The organism is Arthrobacter sp. Bi26 (assembly GCF_918697925.1).
Lineage (GTDB): Bacteria > Actinomycetota > Actinomycetes > Actinomycetales > Micrococcaceae > Arthrobacter.
Genome location: NZ_CAKKMF010000022.1, coordinates 20,333 through 37,275, shown reverse-complemented (window position 1 = coordinate 37,275; position 16,943 = coordinate 20,333). Strand labels below are relative to the sequence as shown.

Here is a 16,943-nt window from a genome sequence, read left to right as displayed (position 1 = left end):
GGCCGAGGGCCCTCTTCCTCGGTATCGATGTGGCCGCAGGCCTTACGCCTGGGCCGGCGGCTCGGCCGGAGCCAGTACGACGTCACTCACACTGAGTTCTCCCTCGCCCGCGACCAGCGCCAGCTCACGCGCGTTGGCGGCGGCCTTGAGGTCGCCGAGACCGGCCTTCAGCTGCGTCGTGAGGGATTCCGAGGCCGTGATCGTCGCTGACAGCACCTCGGTACGCTGCTTGACCTTCGCCTCGGACTTGGCCTTGCGGATGCCGCTGAGCGCTGTGCCGACCGTGGCCAGGAGGGTCGTGTCGCCGTCGACCGCGACGGCGGACGGCCACTGGGCGCGGTGCACGGAACCGGTGCGCCACCAGCTCCAGACCTCCTCCGTGGCGAACGGCAGGAACGGCGCGAAGAGCCGCAGGAGGGTGTCCAGGCTTGTCGCCAGCGCGGCCAGCACGGACGCCTGCTGCTCCTCGCCGGCCGCACCATAGGCACGGTCCTTGATGAGCTCCACGTAGTCGTCCGTGAAGTTCCAGAAGAAACTCTCCGTGATCTGCAGGGCCCGGGCGTAGTCGTAGCCCTCGAACGCCTTGGTGGCCTGGGCGACAACATCGGCGAGCTGGGCCAGGACGGCCCGGTCCAGCGGGTTGCTCAGCACGGACACGTCGCCGGAAACGACGGAGTCCTCGGTGGCACCCAGGTTCAGGACAAACTTGGAGGCGTTGAGCAGCTTGATGGCCAGGCGGCGGCCGATCTTCATCTGCGCGATTTCGTAGGCGGTGTCCGCGCCGAGTTTGGCCGAGGCCGCCCAGTAGCGCACGGCGTCCGAGCCGTACTCCTCGAGGACATCGGTGGGCACGATGACGTTGCCCTTGGACTTGGACATCTTCTTCCGGTCCGGGTCCAGGATCCATCCGGAGATGGCCGCGTGCTTCCACGGAGCCGTGTTTTGCAGCGCATCGGCGCGGACGGCGGAGGAGAAGAGCCAGGTCCGGATGATGTCGTGCCCCTGCGGGCGCACGTCGAAGGGGTAGACCTTGGCGAACAGTGCCTCGTCGGTGCTCCAGCCGCCCACGATCTGCGGCGTCAGCGAGGACGTGGCCCAGGTGTCGAGGACGTCCGCGTCGCCGGTGAAGCCGCCCGGCACATCGCGCCGGGCTTCTTCGTAGCCCGGGGCGGCGTCCGCCGCGGGATCCACGGGGAGCTGCGCGTCGGACGGGACGATCGGGGCGTCATATTCGGGGTTGCCGTCGGCATCCAGGGGGTACCAGACCGGTACCGGCACGCCGAAGAAGCGCTGGCGGGACACGAGCCAGTCGCCGTTGAGCCCCGAGATCCAGTTCTCGTAGCGGGAGCGCATGAAGGCGGGGTGGAACTCGATCTCGTTGCCGCGGCCGATCAGCCGTTCGCGGCGGTCCTCGTCGCGGCCGCCGTTGCGGATGTACCACTGGCGTGAGGTGACGACCTCGAGGGGCTTGTCGCCCTTCTCGAAGAAGTTCACGGGGTGCATGATCTTCTTGGGCTCGCCGTCGAGCAGTTCCGCGGCGGCCAGGAGCTCCACCACGCCTTCCTTGGCGCTGAACACCGTCTTGCCGGCGATGGCCGCGAAGTTGGCGCGGCCTTCTTCGGTGGTGATCCAGTCCGGGGTCTCGCCGATGATGCGGCCGTCGCGGCCCACGATTGCGCGGGTGGGCAGCTGCAGTTCGCGCCACCAGGTGACGTCGGTGAGGTCGCCGAAGGTGCAGACCATGGCGGCGCCGGAGCCCTTGTCCGCCTTGGCGAGCGGGTGGGCCTTGACCTCTACCTCGACGCCGAACAGGGGGGAGGTGACTTTCTTGCCGAACAGCGGCTTGTAGCGCTCGTCGTCGGGGTTCGCCACGAGCGCGGCGCAGGCGGCCAGCAGCTCGGGGCGGGTGGTCTCGATGTAAATCTTCTCGCCGTCTTCGGTGAAGAACGGGTAGCGGTAGTAGGCGCCCGCGACTTCGCGGTCCTCCAGTTCGGCCTGGGCCACCGCGGTGCGGAACGTGACATCCCACAGCGTAGGCGCCTCGGCCATGTAGGCGTCGCCGGCGGCCAGATTGGCCAGGAAGGCCCGCTGCGAGATCGCGCGGGACTTGTCATCGATGGTCCGGTAGGTCAGGTCCCAGTCCACGGACAGGCCGAGGGTCCGGAAGAGGTGCTCGAAGACCTTCTCGTCCTCGACAGCGAGCTCTTCGCACAGCTCGATGAAGTTCCGGCGCGAGATGACGTCGAAGTCGCGCTGGTTCTTGGCCGGCTCGGCCGGGGGGCGGTAGCCGGCGTCGTAGGTGACGGTGGGGTCGCAGCGCACGCCGTAGTAGTTCTGCACGCGGCGCTCTGTGGGCAGGCCGTTGTCGTCCCAGCCCATGGGGTAGAAGACGTTCTTGCCGGTCATGCGCTGGTAGCGCGCCAGGACGTCGGTCTGCGTGTATGAGAACATGTGTCCGACGTGAAGGGATCCCGACGCCGTGGGCGGGGGAGTGTCGATCGAGTAGACCTGCTCCCGGGTGGTGTCCGGGTTGAACTTGTAGGTCCCTTCGTCAAGCCAGCGCTGCGTGAGCGCCTCTTCCAGCCCCTCCAGGGCGGGCTTGTCCGGAACGTTGATGGGGGCGGTGGTGGGCGTGTCTGTACCCTGATTGTCTTCAGCCATGGGTCAATTCTTGCAGTTCTTTTCAGTCCGTTTCACCTAATCGCGGCAGTCCACTGCAATGAACCGCACTATGCGAGGGCAATCCACTGCACTAATGTCCAGCACTATGGAGAAATCTGGGGCCAGATTTGCGATCAAGCGCATCTATGATGACCCCTCCGACGACGACGGCTGCCGGGTCCTGGTGGACCGGCTCTGGCCGCGGGGAGTCAGCAAGGAACGGGCCCACCTGGAGCTCTGGCTCAAGGACGTGGCACCGTCCCCGCCGCTGCGCAAGGAGTTCGGGCACATGCAGGAACGGTTCGCGGACTTCCGGGCGGCCTACGAGGCGGAGCTGGAAACCAACCCCGCCGTGCAGACGCTCTACGGACTCGCGGCGGAGCACGGGAAAGTGACGCTGCTGTTCGGTGCACGGGACCCGGAGACCAACCATGCCCGGGTGCTGCAGGAGTTCCTGGAGCACAGCAGCAACAGTAGGAAATGAGCCCGGCGTTGCCGTTAGGGTGGTGCCATGACTGAGGGAATAGACAACAGCGCAAAAGAAGTCAACGCAACAGCAGCCAAAGCAGCAGTAGTCACCGGCGCCAGCACCGGAATCGGCGACGCCACGGTGCGTGCGCTCCGCAAGGAAGGCTGGACCGTCTTCGCCGTCGCCCGCCGCGCCGACCGGCTCGAGGCGCTCGCCGCCCAAACCGGTGCCATCGCGCTTCCCGCCGACGTGACCGACGACGCCGATGTGGCCCGGCTGCTCGAGGAGGTGACCCGGGCCGGCGGCATCGACACGTTGATCAACATCGCCGGCGGTGCCCGCGGCGCCGACAAGGTTGCCGGAGCCAAGACCGAGGACTGGGAATGGATGTTCCAGGTCAACGTGCTGGGCAGCATGAAGCTCATCCGCGCGTTCCTGCCCATGCTGCGTGCCTGCGGCGAGGGCACCGTGCTGAACCTGACCTCCACCGCCGGGCTCTCGGCCTACGAGGGCGGCGGCGGCTACAACGCGGCCAAGTTCGCCCAGCACGCCCTGACCGGCGCCCTGCGGCTCGAAGAGGCCGAGCACAACCTCCGCGTGATCGAGGTGGCCCCCGGCCTGGTGCAGACCGAGGAGTTCGCCCTCAACCGCCTCGGCGACCAGGACGCGGCAGCCAAGGTCTACGCGGGAGTCGAGAAGCCACTGACGGCCGCCGACGTCGCCGATGTGGTCCGCTACGCCGTCGTGGCGCCGCACCACATCAACCTGGACCAGATCGTGATCCGCCCGGTGGCCCAGGCGGCCAACTACAAGCTGATCCGCAAGAGCCAGTAGGGCAGGTCTGGGCTTAGGTCCAGCCGCGTGGGCCGGGACGTCCGGCGGCGACTCCGGCCGTTCACCGTGGCGTCGTGTGCCGGTCAGGCTGCGCTGGTCCGGAGTTGGCCGCGGCGGGGCAGGGTGGCCCGTGCAACTGCACACCACCAGAGTGGAGAACTTTCCCATGCGAACCCCGACGAAGCTCGGCGCTGCCGTACTCAGCGCAGCCCTGCTGCTCGCCACCTCGGCCCAGGCAAACGCGGTCCAGGCCCCCGCGGCCGACACCAACGCCAACGGCCAGGACAACCACTTCGATCTCCAGGCCCACCGCGGCGGCATCGGCCTGACTGTCGAGTCAACCCTGGCGTCCTTCGCCAAGGGGATCGAGACCGGCGTCTCCACCCTCGAGCTTGACCTCCAGATCACCAAGGACGGCCACGAGGTCATCACCCACGACCGCAAGATCAGCGGCCAGAAGTGCCTGGACACGGCTCCTGTCACACCGAACGACCCCCAGTTCCCCTACGTCGGCAAGTACGTCAGGGACCTGACGTTCGCGCAGGTCCGCAGCCTGGACTGCGGCAGCCTCACGCTTCCCCAGTTCCCGGGCCAGGTTGCCTCCCCGGGCGCAAAGATGCCCACGCTGGCCGAGGTCTTCGCGTTGGCGGACTCCTACCGCGCCAGCCAGGTGAAGTTCAACATCGAAACCAAGGTGGAGGCCGGCGCGCCGCAGGAAACCGCACCGCGCGAGCAGTTCGTCGACGTCGCTCTCCGCGAAATCACGGCAGCCCACATGCAGAGCCGTGTCTCGATTGAGAGCTTTGATTGGGGTGCATTGCGCCTGGTCCAGCAGCGCGATCCGCAGATCCGCACTGTGGCCCTGACCAACAAGGACTTCCTCCAGGCGGGCCAGCCCGGCAAGTCGCCGTGGCTGGGCGGAATCGACGCCGATGACTTCGGCGGTGACCTTGTCGCCGCGGCCTCCTCCCTTGGCTTCGACGCCATCTCTCCGGTGCACGGCGCGCCGCAGAACGGCGCCGTGACGGATCCGGGCTATGTTCCCTATGCCACCGCCGACATGGTCCGCCGCGCCCACGCGGCAGGCATGCAGGTCATTCCGTGGACCGTTGATGACAAGCCCACCATGCGCGCGCTCATCGGTGCGGGTGTGGACGGGCTGATCACGGATTACCCGGACCGGCTCCGGGACGTGATGGCCGAGTCCGGCATGAAACTGCCGCGCAGCTAGTCCTCCGCCGGGACGGACAGCGTGGCCAGAACCGCCGCGTGGTCCGTCCCGGCTACCGGCATCACGGAATAGCCGCCGCTGCGAACCTGCGGGCCGGTCACGATGTGGTCGATCACCACGCCCGGCAGCGGGGGGCCATCCATGGGCCAGGTCGGAACCAGGCGGGCCAGGGCCGCGGCCCCGGCGTCGACGAGGGGGCCGCCGGGCCCGGCCCCCTCCGGCCCCTGAAGCATTTGGCGGAACTCGGCGTGATCGAGGGTGGCGTTGAAGTCGCCCAGCAGCAGCAGGTTGCCCCGACGGGCGGCAAGGCGGCCCAGGGCGGCCAATTCGCTCCGCCACTGCCCGGCCCGGCCCCAGACCGGTGCCTTGGTGTGCACGTTGGTCACGGCAAGGGAGACCGGCCGGCCGCCGGCGTCGAGCTCCAACTGCACCGTGGGCATGTGGAAGGCGGAACCGTCCACGGAGTCCAACGGAACGATCGGGCGGGAGGAGTACACGGCTCCGCCGCCCGCGCCGTCCCTCGAGCGGCTGATCCGGTGCGGAAGCAGCGCGCCCAGCCCCTCAGCATCCAGCCGTTTTTCCAGGGCGGGGGAGAGTTCCTGGACGGCAAGGAGCGAGACGCCGTTTTCGCGCACCAGCCGAACCACCTCCGCGGCGTCCGCCTGGCCCTTCCAGGCGTTGAGGGTCATGACCTTCAGTTCCGCCGCCGGCGGGCGTGTCGTGGCCTGTTCCTGCCCTGTGCTCTGTTGCTCTCCATGCGGCGGATCGGCCTGCCGGGCCAGGAACCGGTCCGCCACCCGGTCCGGCGGGAACAGCCAGAGCAGCTGGAGGGCCAGGAGGGCACCGGCCGGGAGGGCCGCCCAGGGACGCCGTGCCGGCATCGCCAGCAGGAGGGCGGCGCCGGCGGGGAGCACGAACCAGGGTGTGAAGGCCACGAGCTGGACCACAGGCGCCGGCCACGGCGCCGGGACCGCCCGGAACACGGACACCACCACCACGGGCGCGGCGCAGAGGGCGGAGGACAGGTGCCAGCGGCGGCTTGAGCTGCGGCTCTTCACGGGTCGGCCCGAGGCGGCGGGACGGTCATGGCACGAGTCTATGCAGTCGGGCCGCCGGCGTCGCCCCTGGCCGCGGAGTTTGCTGCGCTGTGAAAGCCCGTATTTTCTCCGGTACCATCGACTTAGCAGCTTTGACCCGGCCATCACCGGTGAGCTTCCGGAAGAACACCCCCGCGTGCGGTGGAGACTCAGTCGCCACTGCGGGTGCCAGGGCCAGTAGAACCGGACGGGTAAGCCCGTCACAGCAGTAATGAGCGGCCGACGCCGGTGCAGCCCCTTTCTGGAAAAGGTGCGGTCCGGTGGAGGTAAGTGAGGTGGTACCGCGGTGCCGGTGTTGTCGAAAGACAGTTGTTGTCAAAAGACAGTGCAGGGGCCGTCCTCGCATCCTGAATGAATACATGTGTTCACCAGCTCAACCCAGGATGTCGAGATGACTTATTACCCCAAGGCCGCCGCCGCAGGCGCCGGCTCCACCACCTCCGCTTCCCACACCTCTGGTGTTCCGGTCTCCGTGAAGTTCCCGGAGATCGAAGAGCGCATCCTCAAATACTGGGACCAGGACGGCACCTTCCAGGCCAGCATCGACCAGCGCGATGCTGGCAAAGACGGGTCCAACGAATTCGTCTTCTACGACGGCCCGCCCTTCGCCAACGGCCTGCCGCACTACGGCCACCTCCTGACCGGCTACGCCAAAGACCTCGTGGGCCGCTACCAGACCCAGCGCGGCCGACGCGTCGAGCGACGCTTCGGCTGGGACACGCACGGCCTTCCCGCCGAGCTGGAAGCCATGAAGCAGCTTGGCATGACGGACAAGACCCAGATCGAGGCCATGGGCATCGACAAGTTCAACGACGCCTGCCGCGCCTCCGTCATGAAGTACGCCGACGAGTGGAAGAGCTACGTCACCCGCCAGGCGCGCTGGGTGGACTTCGAGAACGACTACAAGACGCTCAACGTCGAGTACATGGAGTCCGTGCTGTGGGCTTTCAAGCAGCTCCACGAAAAGGGCCTCACGTACAACGGCTACCGCGTCCTGCCGTACTGCTGGAAGGACGAGACGCCGCTGTCCAACCATGAGCTGCGCATGGACGACGACGTCTACAAGAACCGCCAGGACCAGACCGTCACGGTCACGTTCCCCATCACGGCGGGTGAATCGGAGCTGTCGCGGCAGCTCGCCGGGGTGCAGGCGCTCGCCTGGACCACCACGCCCTGGACGCTGCCCACGAACCTGGCGCTCGCCGTCGGGCCCGACATCAGCTACGTGGTCCTGCCGGCCGGCCCGCACGGGATCAAGGCCGCGGCAGCCGAAGCGCCCGTCACGGGCAGCTTCCTGCTCGCCGCTGACCTCCTTGGCGCCTACGCCAAGGACCTCGGCTACGGTGACGGGGCCGAGGGCGCCGCCGCCGCGGAAGCCGCCATCACCTCCCGCCACACCGGCGCCGAGCTCGACGGCCTGAGCTACGAGCCGCTCTGGGACTACTTCCACGACGCCGAAAAGTACGGCACCGAGAACGCCTGGCGCTTCCTCGAGGCCGACTACGTCACCACCACCGACGGCACCGGCATCGTCCACCAGGCACCGGCCTACGGCGAAGACGACCAGAAAATCTGTGAAGAGGCCGGCATCCCGGTGGTCCTCTCGGTCGACGAAGGCGCCAAATTCCTCCCGCTCTTCGGCCACGGCGACCTCGCCGAAATCGCCGGGCTGCAGGTGTTCGAGGCCAACAAGCCCATCACCCAGGTGCTCCGCGCCCAGGGCCGCCTGGTCCGCCAGGCCAGCTACGAGCACAGCTACCCGCACTGCTGGCGCTGCCGCAACCCGCTGATCTACCGCGCGGTGTCCTCCTGGTACGTCGAGGTCACCAAGTTCAAGGACCGCATGTCCGAGCTCAACCAGGACATCAACTGGATCCCGGGCAACGTCAAGGACGGCCAGTTCGGCAAGTGGCTCGCCAACGCCCGCGACTGGTCCATCAGCCGCAACCGCTACTGGGGCAGCCCCATCCCGGTCTGGCAGTCCAGCGACCCCGACTACCCGCGCACCGACGTCTACGGCTCCCTGGCCGAGATCGAGGCCGACTTCGGCCGCCTGCCGCTGAACAAGGCCGGCCAGGTGGACCTGCACCGGCCCTTCATCGATGAGCTGACCCGCCCGAACCCGGATGACCCCCGCACCCCGGAGGAGGGCCAGTCCGTCATGCGCCGGGTCGAGGACGTCCTGGACGTCTGGTTCGACTCCGGGTCCATGCCCTACGGCCAGGTGCACTACCCGTTCCAGAACGAGGAATGGTTCGACACCCACAACCCGGCGGACTTCATCGTCGAGTACATCGGCCAGACCCGCGGCTGGTTCTACATGCTGCACATCCTCTCCACCGCGCTGTTCGACCGCCCGGCCTTCCGCAACGTCATCAGCCACGGCATCGTGCTGGGCTCGGACGGGCAGAAGATGTCCAAGAGCCTGCGCAACTACCCGGACGTCTCCGAGGTCCTGGACCGCGACGGCTCCGACGCCATGCGCTGGTTCCTGATGTCCAGCCCCATCCTGCGCGGCGGCAACCTTGTGGTCACCGAGCAAGGCATCCGCGACGGCGTCCGCCAGGTCATCCTGCCGCTGTGGAACGTGTACAGCTTCTTCACGCTGTACACGAACGCTTCCAACGGCGGGACAGGGTATGACGCCAAGCTCCGCTATGACGGCTACGCCGACACCCTGGACCAGTACCTCATGGCCAACACCGGGGACCTCGTCCGGAACATGACCGCCCAGCTGGACAGCTACGACATCTCCGGCGCCTGCGACGAACTGCGCAGCTACCTTGACATGCTCACCAACTGGTACGTCCGCCGCAGCCGCCAGCGCTTCTTCGACGAGAGCGTTGATGCCTTCGACGCGCTCTACACCGCACTGGAAACCGTCTCCCGCGTGGCCGCGTCCCTGCTGCCGCTGGTCTCCGAGGAGATCTGGCGAGGCCTCACCGGGGGGCGCTCCGTGCACCTGGCCGACTGGCCGGACGCCGGACTGTTCCCGGCCAACCCGGGACTGGTCGAAGCGATGGACCGTGTGCAGCAGATCTGCTCCACCGGCTCCTCGCTGCGCAAGGCCGCGAACCTGCGCGTGCGCCTGCCGTTGCAGGAACTCACGGTCGTGGCTCCCGGCGCGGACGCGCTGGGAGGCTTTGCCGCCGTCGTCGCCGATGAACTGAACCTGCGCTCGGTCCGCCTGCTCGACGCCGATGCCGCCTCCCCGGAGGAGTTCGGCATCGAGCAGAAGCTCGTGGTCAACGCCCGGGCCGCCGGCCCGCGCCTGGGCAAGAACGTCCAGCAGGCCATCAAGGGCTCCAAGTCCGGTGACTGGTCGGTCAGCGAAGCCGGGGTGGTCACCGCCGGCGGCCTCGAGCTCGAGCCGCAGGAATACACCCTGGAAACCGTCGTGGCTGAAGCCGCGGAGGGAACCGGAGCCGGTCCTGCCACAAGGGCCGCCGCAGTGCTTCCCGGCGGCGGGTTCGTGGTCCTGAACACCGAGGTCACCCCGGAACTGGAGGCCGAGGGCCTGGCACGCGACATGGTCCGCGCCATCCAGCAGGCCCGCAAGGACGCCGGACTCAATGTCAGCGACCGGATCAGCACCTCCGTCACGGCCAAGCAGGACGTCGTCGAAGCCCTGCTGGCCAACGCGGCGCTGGTCAAGACCGAAACCCTGACCATCGAGCTGGAAACTGTGACGGCCGACATCAAGGAACCGCTGGTCAGTGTTGCAAAGAAAGTTGGGGCCTAAACCATGACCGACGAATTCTCCGTAGAAAGCGTCTACGCCGAGCTGCTGGGCCGGGCGCCGGAAAACAAGATGGAACCTCGGCTCGCCCCGCTGCACCGTGCCATGGAAATCCTGGGGGAGCCGAACAAGGCGTTCCCGATCATCCACGTCACCGGCACCAACGGCAAGACGTCCACGGCCCGGATGATCGAGGCCGGGCTGCGGGCCCACGGCCTGAGCACGGGCCGGTACACGAGCCCGCACCTGTCCAAGGTCACCGAACGGATCAGCATCGACGGCGCCCCGGTGCCGGATGAGACGTTCGTCCGGATCTGGGACGAGATCCGGCCCTACCTGCAGATCGTGGACAGCGAACTCGAGGCGGCGGGCCAGCCCCGGCTGACCTACTTCGAGTGCCTGACCATCTTGGGCTTCGCGGTCTTCGCCGACCAGCCGGTCAACGTCGCGGTGATCGAAGTGGGCCTCGGCGGCATCACCGACGCCACGAACGTCGGCGACGGCCAGGTGGCCGTGGTCACCCCGATCTCCCTGGACCACACCGATTTGCTGGGCGACACCACCGGGGACATCGCCTTTGAGAAAGCCGGCATCATCAAGCCCGGCGGCTTCCTCATCAGCGCGGCGCAGCCCGTCGACGCGGCCCAGGTCCTCCTGGAGAAGGCCAAGGAGGTCAACGTGCCGTTCCGCTTCGAGGGCGTGGAGTTCGGCGTTGAATCCCGCACCGTCGCGGTGGGCGGCCAGATGGTCACCATCCAGGGCATCGCCGGCCGCTACGAGGACCTGCTGGTGCCGCTGCACGGCGCGCACCAGGCCGAGAACGCCGCCGTCGCAATTGCCGCGCTGGAAGCGTTCTTCGGCGGGGAGAAGGCGATCGACGCCGAGATCCTGCAGGAGGCCTTTGCCTCTGTCACGTCCCCGGGGCGGCTCGAGGTGGTCCGCACCTCACCGACCATCATCGTGGACGCGGCGCACAACCCGGAGGGCATCCGGGTCTCCGCCGAGGCCATCCACGAGGCCTTCAACTTCACCAAGCTGGTGGTGGTGGTTGGCGTGCTGCGGGAAAAGGACGCCGAGGAGATCCTGCGCCAGCTCAAGGAATCCCTGGGCGGCCTGGCCACCGAATACTGCTTCACCGAGTCCAACTCGCCCCGCGCCGTCCCGGCCGAGGACCTGGCTGAGGTCGCCATTGATCTTGGCTTCGGCGAGGACAACATCCATGTCGCTGCAAAGCTCGACGACGCCATCGAATGGGCCGTGGAACGCGCCGAAGCCGATGACGAACTCGCCGGCGGCGTCCTGGTGACCGGGTCCATCACGCTCGTCGCGGACGCCCGCATCCTGCTCGGAAAGGCGGACGCGTAAGCGATGGCGAAACTCACCAAAGCCCAGCGCGAATGGCGTCCGGGCATGCCCAAGAAGCGGCGTTCCACGAAGGTCATGTTCGCCTCCACGGTCCTGTTGCTGGAAGCTTTCGTGGTGCTCTTCGGAACACTGGCCGTCTTTGGCCTGCACCGGAACGAATATCCTGCGGCCCTGGTCTTCTCCGTGGGGATCGGCCTGTGCCTGGTCTTCATCTTCACCTGCGCGGTCCTCTCCAAGCCGTGGGGAGTGGCCCTGGGCTGGATCCTGCAGCTCGTCCTGATACTGGGCGGCCTCGTGGAGCCTGCCATGTACCTCGTCGGCGCGCTCTTCGCCGTGGCCTGGTGGTACGGGGTCCGGACCGGCATCCGGATTGACCGGGAGGCCGCGCAGCGGGAGCGCGAGCAGGCTGAATGGGATGCGGCCCATCCCCAGGGCCCCGCGCCCGGCAACGGCGCCTGAACCAGCGACTGAACCTGCGCCCGGCGCTTGGGCCGCACCCCGTAGACTTGACCCGAACCCCACCCCAACACATTGGAGCAGCTGTGAGCATTGAGCGCACCCTCGTCCTGATCAAGCCCGACGGCGTCGCCCGCAACCTGTCCGGCGCCATCCTGAGCCGGATCGAAGCCAAGGGCTACACCCTGGCCGAGCTCAAGAAAGTCGATGCGAACCGCGAGCTGCTCGAGCAGCACTACGAGGAGCACGTCGGCAAGCCGTTCTACGAGCCGCTGGTTGAGTTCATGCTCAGCGGCCCGGTGGTCGCCGCAATCTTCGAGGGCCACCGCGTGATTGAGGGCTTCCGTATCCTCGCCGGGACCACGGACCCGACGACGGCGGCGCCCGGCACCATCCGCGGCGACTTCGGCCGCGACTGGGGCCTGAAGGTACAGCAGAACCTGGTCCACGGCTCGGATTCGGTGGAATCCGCCGAGCGCGAGATCAAGATCTGGTTCTAGGAATTTCCTGGACCCTCGCCTCACCGAGGTGACAGATAAGGCCAATGTTCACGCTGAACATTGGCCTTAACTGTTATCTCGCGGCGTTCGGGAGTGCTTAGTAGCCGGAGGTCCCGATGAAGACCTGGATGAAGGCGAAGAAGATTGTCGCGATGACGGCGACGTACAGCAGCGCCGTGATGATCCAGCCCGAGTCGCCGATCACCTTGGTGGGACCGGCGGGCAACGCGATCACCCCGTGGGAGATGTTGCGGACGCTCACCCAGACGAACAACGGGATCATCACGGCCCAGACGATCATGCAGAACGGGCAGAGGATGTGGATGGCGTACAGGGCCTGGGACCAGAGCCAGATAACGAACGCGAAGCCCAGCGTCACGCCCGCCTGCAGCCCCAGCCAGTACCACCGGGCGAATCTTGCGCCGGCCAGGATGCCCATGGCCGTGGTGATGATCACGGCGAAAGCCACGATGCCGATGAACATGTTCGGGAAGCCGAACACAGAACTCTGCGGCGTCTGCATGACCTGGCCGCAGGAGATCCACGGGTTCACGTCGCAGACCGTGACGTGGTTGGGGTCCTTCAGGACCTCCAGCTTCTCCAGCACCAGGGCGCCGGAAGCGAGCCAGCCAACGACGCCGGTGATCAGCAGGAGCCAGGCGAACGGGCGGTCGCGGGTCATCGTGGGAAGGGAGCGGTCCGCGGGCGCCGGGCCGGAACCCGGGTGCTGTACGGTCGCGTCACCGGCAGTGCTGGAGATGCTGGGCATGGAATATGAGTCCTTTGATCGTCTTGACCGTGTTCTTCTGGCCCGATTCTAACGCCGCAGGCTGGGCAGCGGCGGAGAACGGCCCCTGCCGCCCTGCCCAGCCGCTCCGAAAGCACTTCAGGCCCCGCCTACGCCAGCTTTGGCGGCTCCTGTGAGACAATGATCGTGGCTGGAACCCGATCCACATCCGGATTCCGGTCCGGCGATTTTGTTTCAAGACCGCCAATGATGAGCAGGGAGCTGCGGATCCTCTGATTCCAGCTGTCCCGCAATGCCATTGGACGGCACCTGGTTGTGGCGTGTAGGTCAACGGGTTCCAAAACAATCTCGCCGGCCCTCCAGGGCTGCCGCACCCCACTGCCGGTGCGAACCTGAGGGTATCCAATTGACTTCTGTCAATGCCTGCGGGTGTTGACGCATATTTGCCCCAACGGGCGCCGAATGTGGCGGCGCATCAGGGGCAGGAGTGTCGCCACAGATGGATAATGACCAGGTTGTAGCCGGTAACGAAGAACTAGTAGCCGCCGGGGAAGCAGAAGCAACTGCGGAAGCGGAAGCTCCGGCAGCGCCGAAGAGGGCCGTCCGGACCCGCCGGAAGGCGCCCGTCGCAAAGGTCAACGCCGCGGCCGCCGCGGAGGCCGTGGCTGAAGCCGCGGTGCTGGCCGAAGCGGCCGGCTCGGATGAGCCCGTCGCCGCGCGCCGCAAAGCAGCCGACGCCGAAACCGCCGTACCCGAAACTGCTGCCCCCGAAACTGCTGTAAAGGCGCCCGCACGGCGCACCCGTGCCCGCAAGCCTGTTGCCGCCCCGGAACCGTTGCCTGCCTTCGCTGAAGAGCCCGAAGCCAACGCGCCTGCCGCGGCAGAGGCTCCCGAGGCGGCCGCTGCTTCCGACGACGCCGCCGTCACGGAGACGGCCACAGAGAAGGTCGCAGAGACGGCCCCAGAGAAGCCGGTCCGGCGCCGCGCCAGCCGTGCCAAGGCCGCACCGAAAGCCGAAGACGTACCCGCAGTAGCGGTCCCGGCCGAAGAAGCCGAGCCGGCAGAAGCCGCCACGGCGGCCGAACCTGCGCAAGCCCCCGCCGCGGCCCAGCCCGAAGGGCCGGAAGCCCTGCCCGAGGAAAGCCCGGCCACGTCGCTGTTCATGGAACCGGGTGCCCTCACTTCCGTGATCTTCCAGGCCCCCGACCTCAGCACCGTGGTGCGCCCGGTCCCCGTTGCCGCAGCAGCAGCGGAGCCCGAGGAGGAAGAAGGCGACGAGGACGAGGACGCCGGCAGCCGCCGTCGACGCCGCAGCCGTGGCCGGCGCGGGCGCACCCGTACGTCCGCCGAGTCCGACACCGAGTCCGAAGGCGCCGAGGACGAGGGCGACGAAGGTTCCGAGGCAACCCTTGAGGATGGCGTGACGTCGCGCCGCCGCCGCCGCCGTCGCCGCGGCGACCAGGACCTGGAACTGACCGGTGGGGAAGGCGACGATCCGCCCAACACGGTGACCCGCGTCCGTGCGCCGCGGGCCATGGCCGAGGCGCCGGTCAACAACCGCGTCACGTCCGTCAAGGGCTCCACCCGCCTGGAAGCCAAGAAGCAGCGACGCCGCGAATCCCGCGACACCGGCCGCCGCCGCACCGTCATCACCGAGGCCGAGTTCCTGGCCCGCCGCGAGTCCGTGGACCGCCAGATGATCGTCCGCCAGCGCGACGACAGAATCCAGATCGGGGTCCTCGAAGACGGCGTCCTGGCCGAACACTTTGTGTCCAAGACCCAGCAGGATTCCCTGATCGGCAACGTCTACCTGGGCAAGGTCCAGAACGTGCTGCCGTCCATGGAAGCCGCATTCGTGGACATCGGCCGCGGCCGCAACGCCGTGCTCTACGCCGGCGAAGTGAACTGGGAGTCCGTCAACCTCGAAGGCAAACAGCGCAGGATCGAGAACGCGCTGAAGTCCGGCGACTCCGTGCTGGTCCAGGTCACCAAGGACCCGGTCGGCCACAAGGGGGCCCGCCTCACCAGCCAGATCTCGCTGCCCGGCCGCTACCTTGTGTACGTGCCCGGCGGCTCCATGACCGGCATCTCCCGCAAGCTGCCCGACGTCGAGCGCAACCGCCTCAAGCGGATCCTCAAGGACCGCCTGCCTGAGGACGCGGGCGTCATTGTCCGCACCGCGGCCGAGGGTGCCTCCGAGGAAGAGCTGACGCACGACATCAACCGGCTCCGCGCGCAGTGGGAGGGCATCGAGAGCCAGTCGACGTCGACCAAAATCCTCGCCCCCGAGCTGCTCTACGGCGAACCTGACCTGACCATCAAGGTGGTCCGCGACGTCTTCAACGAGGACTTCTCCAAGCTGATCGTCTCCGGCGAGGAAGCCTGGGACACCATCGAGGCCTATGTCACCTACGTGGCACCGGACCTCGTGGGCCGGCTCGAGAAGTGGACCAAGGACACGGACATCTTCGCTGCCTGGCGCATCGACGAGCAGATCCACAAGGCCCTGGACCGGAAGGTCTTCCTGCCCTCCGGCGGTTCCCTCGTGATCGACCGCACCGAAGCCATGACCGTGGTGGACGTCAACACCGGCAAGTTCACCGGCTCCGGCGGCAACCTCGAGGAAACCGTCACCAAGAACAACCTGGAAGCGGCCGAGGAAGTCGTCCGGCAGCTGCGCCTGCGCGACATTGGCGGCATCATCGTGATCGACTTCATCGACATGGTGCTCGAATCCAACCGCGACCTCGTGCTGCGCCGCATGGTGGAGTGCCTGGGCCGGGACCGGACCAAGCACCAGGTGGCCGAGGTGACCTCGCTGGGCCTCGTGCAGATGACCCGCAAGCGGATGGGCACCGGGCTGCTGGAAGTCTTCGGCGAACAGTGCGAAACCTGCGCGGGCCGCGGCATCGTCACCCACGACGAACCGGTGGAACACCGCCGCGCCAACACGGTTGCCGCGGAGCACTATGTGCCGCGCGCCGAGGCGCAGCCTGCTGCCCGCACGGAGCGCAAGAGCCGTCGCCGCGGCAGGGGAGGCCAGGGCCCGGAGACGGCGCCGGCCGCACCCGCAGCCGTCCACGTCGAGCCCACCGAGGCCGAACGCCACGCCAAGGCTGAAGCCACCCGGGCCGCGCTGGCCAACATCGCCGCCGCGGCGCACGCCGCGCACCTGCACGACGGGGAGGCAGCCGCTGCCAGCGACGCCGGGGCCCGTAAGGCCGCCGTCGACGCCGTCACGCAGCTCGCGGCCGCCGAAGAGGCAGCCGGACGTCCCGCGACCGTGCTGACGTTTGGCGGTGAGCAGGTGGCCCTGCCGTTCGTGGAGCACGCCGAGGACACGCCGGAACCGGCCCTGACCCTGGACCTGCTGACCGAGGCCTTCGCCAACCTGGGCGACGCCGAGGCCGGCAAGCCGGCCGGGATGGACGCCGTCCAGGCCCCGCCCTCCGCGGCTTCCGCGGCACCGGAGGCGCCCGCAGCCGTGCGCACTGCGCAGGCGCCGGCTTCGCGGACAGCGGACACCACGGTTCGTGGCCGCCGCGGGCGCCGCAACCGGAGCGCCAGCCGCGCCCAGGGCGCTGCGAACGAGACCTCCGTGGAGCATCGCGAGGCGACGCGTCCGGCCGCGGCCGGATCGGTTCACGAGGCCAAGGCACCCGCCGCGGCCAGGCCGGCGTCCATCCCGGCCGGCAACGAGCCGATCATCCTCGGCGTGGGCGTACCGGCGTCGGAGCTGTAGTCCGCCGCGACTGATCGCTTCCCCGACCGGTCCCTTCGACTGGTTGGACTGCGGGACCGGGCCGGAGCGGGCGTAACAATACGTCCGCTCCGGCCCGGTCC

11 protein-coding genes are annotated in these 16,943 nt (G+C 68.0%); 8 read left to right on the top strand and 3 right to left on the bottom strand.

The annotated features are described in order from the left end of the window. Positions 1 to 42: 42 nt before the first annotated feature. On the bottom strand, positions 43 to 2,661 hold the full coding sequence (gene valS, locus LQV16_RS08045; RefSeq protein WP_229993379.1) for a valine--tRNA ligase: 2,619 nt from the start codon (positions 2,659 to 2,661) through the stop codon (positions 43 to 45). A 94-nt stretch (positions 2,662 to 2,755) separates the two neighbouring features. Between valS and LQV16_RS08040 the strand changes: the two genes are divergently transcribed. From LQV16_RS08040 to LQV16_RS08030, 3 genes are all read left to right on the top strand, one after another. Further along, positions 2,756 to 3,145 carry a DUF488 family protein gene (locus LQV16_RS08040; RefSeq protein ID WP_229993378.1) on the top strand — a complete coding sequence of 130 codons (390 nt, stop codon included), beginning with the start codon at positions 2,756 to 2,758 and terminating at the stop codon, positions 3,143 to 3,145. Between the two features lie 27 nt (positions 3,146 to 3,172). After that, positions 3,173 to 3,964, top strand: coding sequence for an SDR family oxidoreductase (locus LQV16_RS08035; RefSeq protein WP_229993377.1), 792 nt, complete (start codon positions 3,173 to 3,175; stop codon positions 3,962 to 3,964). A gap of 166 nt (positions 3,965 to 4,130) precedes the next feature. Next, positions 4,131 to 5,195, top strand: coding sequence for a glycerophosphodiester phosphodiesterase (locus tag LQV16_RS08030; RefSeq protein ID WP_229993376.1), 1,065 nt, complete (start codon positions 4,131 to 4,133; stop codon positions 5,193 to 5,195). Here the strand turns inward: LQV16_RS08030 and LQV16_RS08025 are convergent. Continuing rightward, positions 5,192 to 6,253 carry an endonuclease/exonuclease/phosphatase family protein gene (locus tag LQV16_RS08025; protein WP_229993375.1) on the bottom strand — a complete coding sequence of 354 codons (1,062 nt, stop codon included), beginning with the start codon at positions 6,251 to 6,253 and terminating at the stop codon, positions 5,192 to 5,194. The genes LQV16_RS08030 and LQV16_RS08025 overlap by 4 nt on opposite strands. Positions 6,254 to 6,683: 430 nt before the next feature. On the opposite strand from LQV16_RS08025, the gene ileS reads away from it, so the two are divergent. The 4 genes from ileS (at position 6,684) to ndk (ending at position 12,352) form a co-directional block, all read left to right on the top strand. After that, positions 6,684 to 10,034, top strand: a complete 3,351-nt coding sequence (gene ileS / locus LQV16_RS08020; RefSeq protein WP_229993374.1) for an isoleucine--tRNA ligase — start codon at positions 6,684 to 6,686, stop codon at positions 10,032 to 10,034. 3 nt (positions 10,035 to 10,037) lie between these two features. Beyond that, positions 10,038 to 11,396 carry a folylpolyglutamate synthase/dihydrofolate synthase family protein gene (locus LQV16_RS08015; RefSeq protein ID WP_229993373.1) on the top strand — a complete coding sequence of 453 codons (1,359 nt, stop codon included), beginning with the start codon at positions 10,038 to 10,040 and terminating at the stop codon, positions 11,394 to 11,396. Positions 11,397 to 11,399: 3 nt separating this feature from the next. Further along, entirely contained in the window at positions 11,400 to 11,855 is a 456-nt protein-coding gene (locus LQV16_RS08010) for a DUF4233 domain-containing protein (protein ID WP_229993372.1), read from the top strand. Between the two features lie 83 nt (positions 11,856 to 11,938). Further along, on the top strand, positions 11,939 to 12,352 hold the full coding sequence (gene ndk, locus LQV16_RS08005) for a nucleoside-diphosphate kinase (protein ID WP_090578496.1): 414 nt from the start codon (positions 11,939 to 11,941) through the stop codon (positions 12,350 to 12,352). A 97-nt stretch (positions 12,353 to 12,449) separates the two neighbouring features. Here the strand turns inward: ndk and LQV16_RS08000 are convergent, their stop codons facing one another. Then, positions 12,450 to 13,121 (bottom strand): vitamin K epoxide reductase family protein, encoded by a 672-nt coding sequence (locus LQV16_RS08000; protein WP_229993371.1) that lies wholly within the window; start codon positions 13,119 to 13,121, stop codon positions 12,450 to 12,452. A 478-nt stretch (positions 13,122 to 13,599) separates the two neighbouring features. On the opposite strand from LQV16_RS08000, the gene LQV16_RS07995 reads away from it, so the two are divergent. Next, on the top strand, positions 13,600 to 16,842 hold the full coding sequence (locus LQV16_RS07995) for an Rne/Rng family ribonuclease (protein WP_229993370.1): 3,243 nt from the start codon (positions 13,600 to 13,602) through the stop codon (positions 16,840 to 16,842). Positions 16,843 to 16,943: the final 101 nt, after the last annotated feature.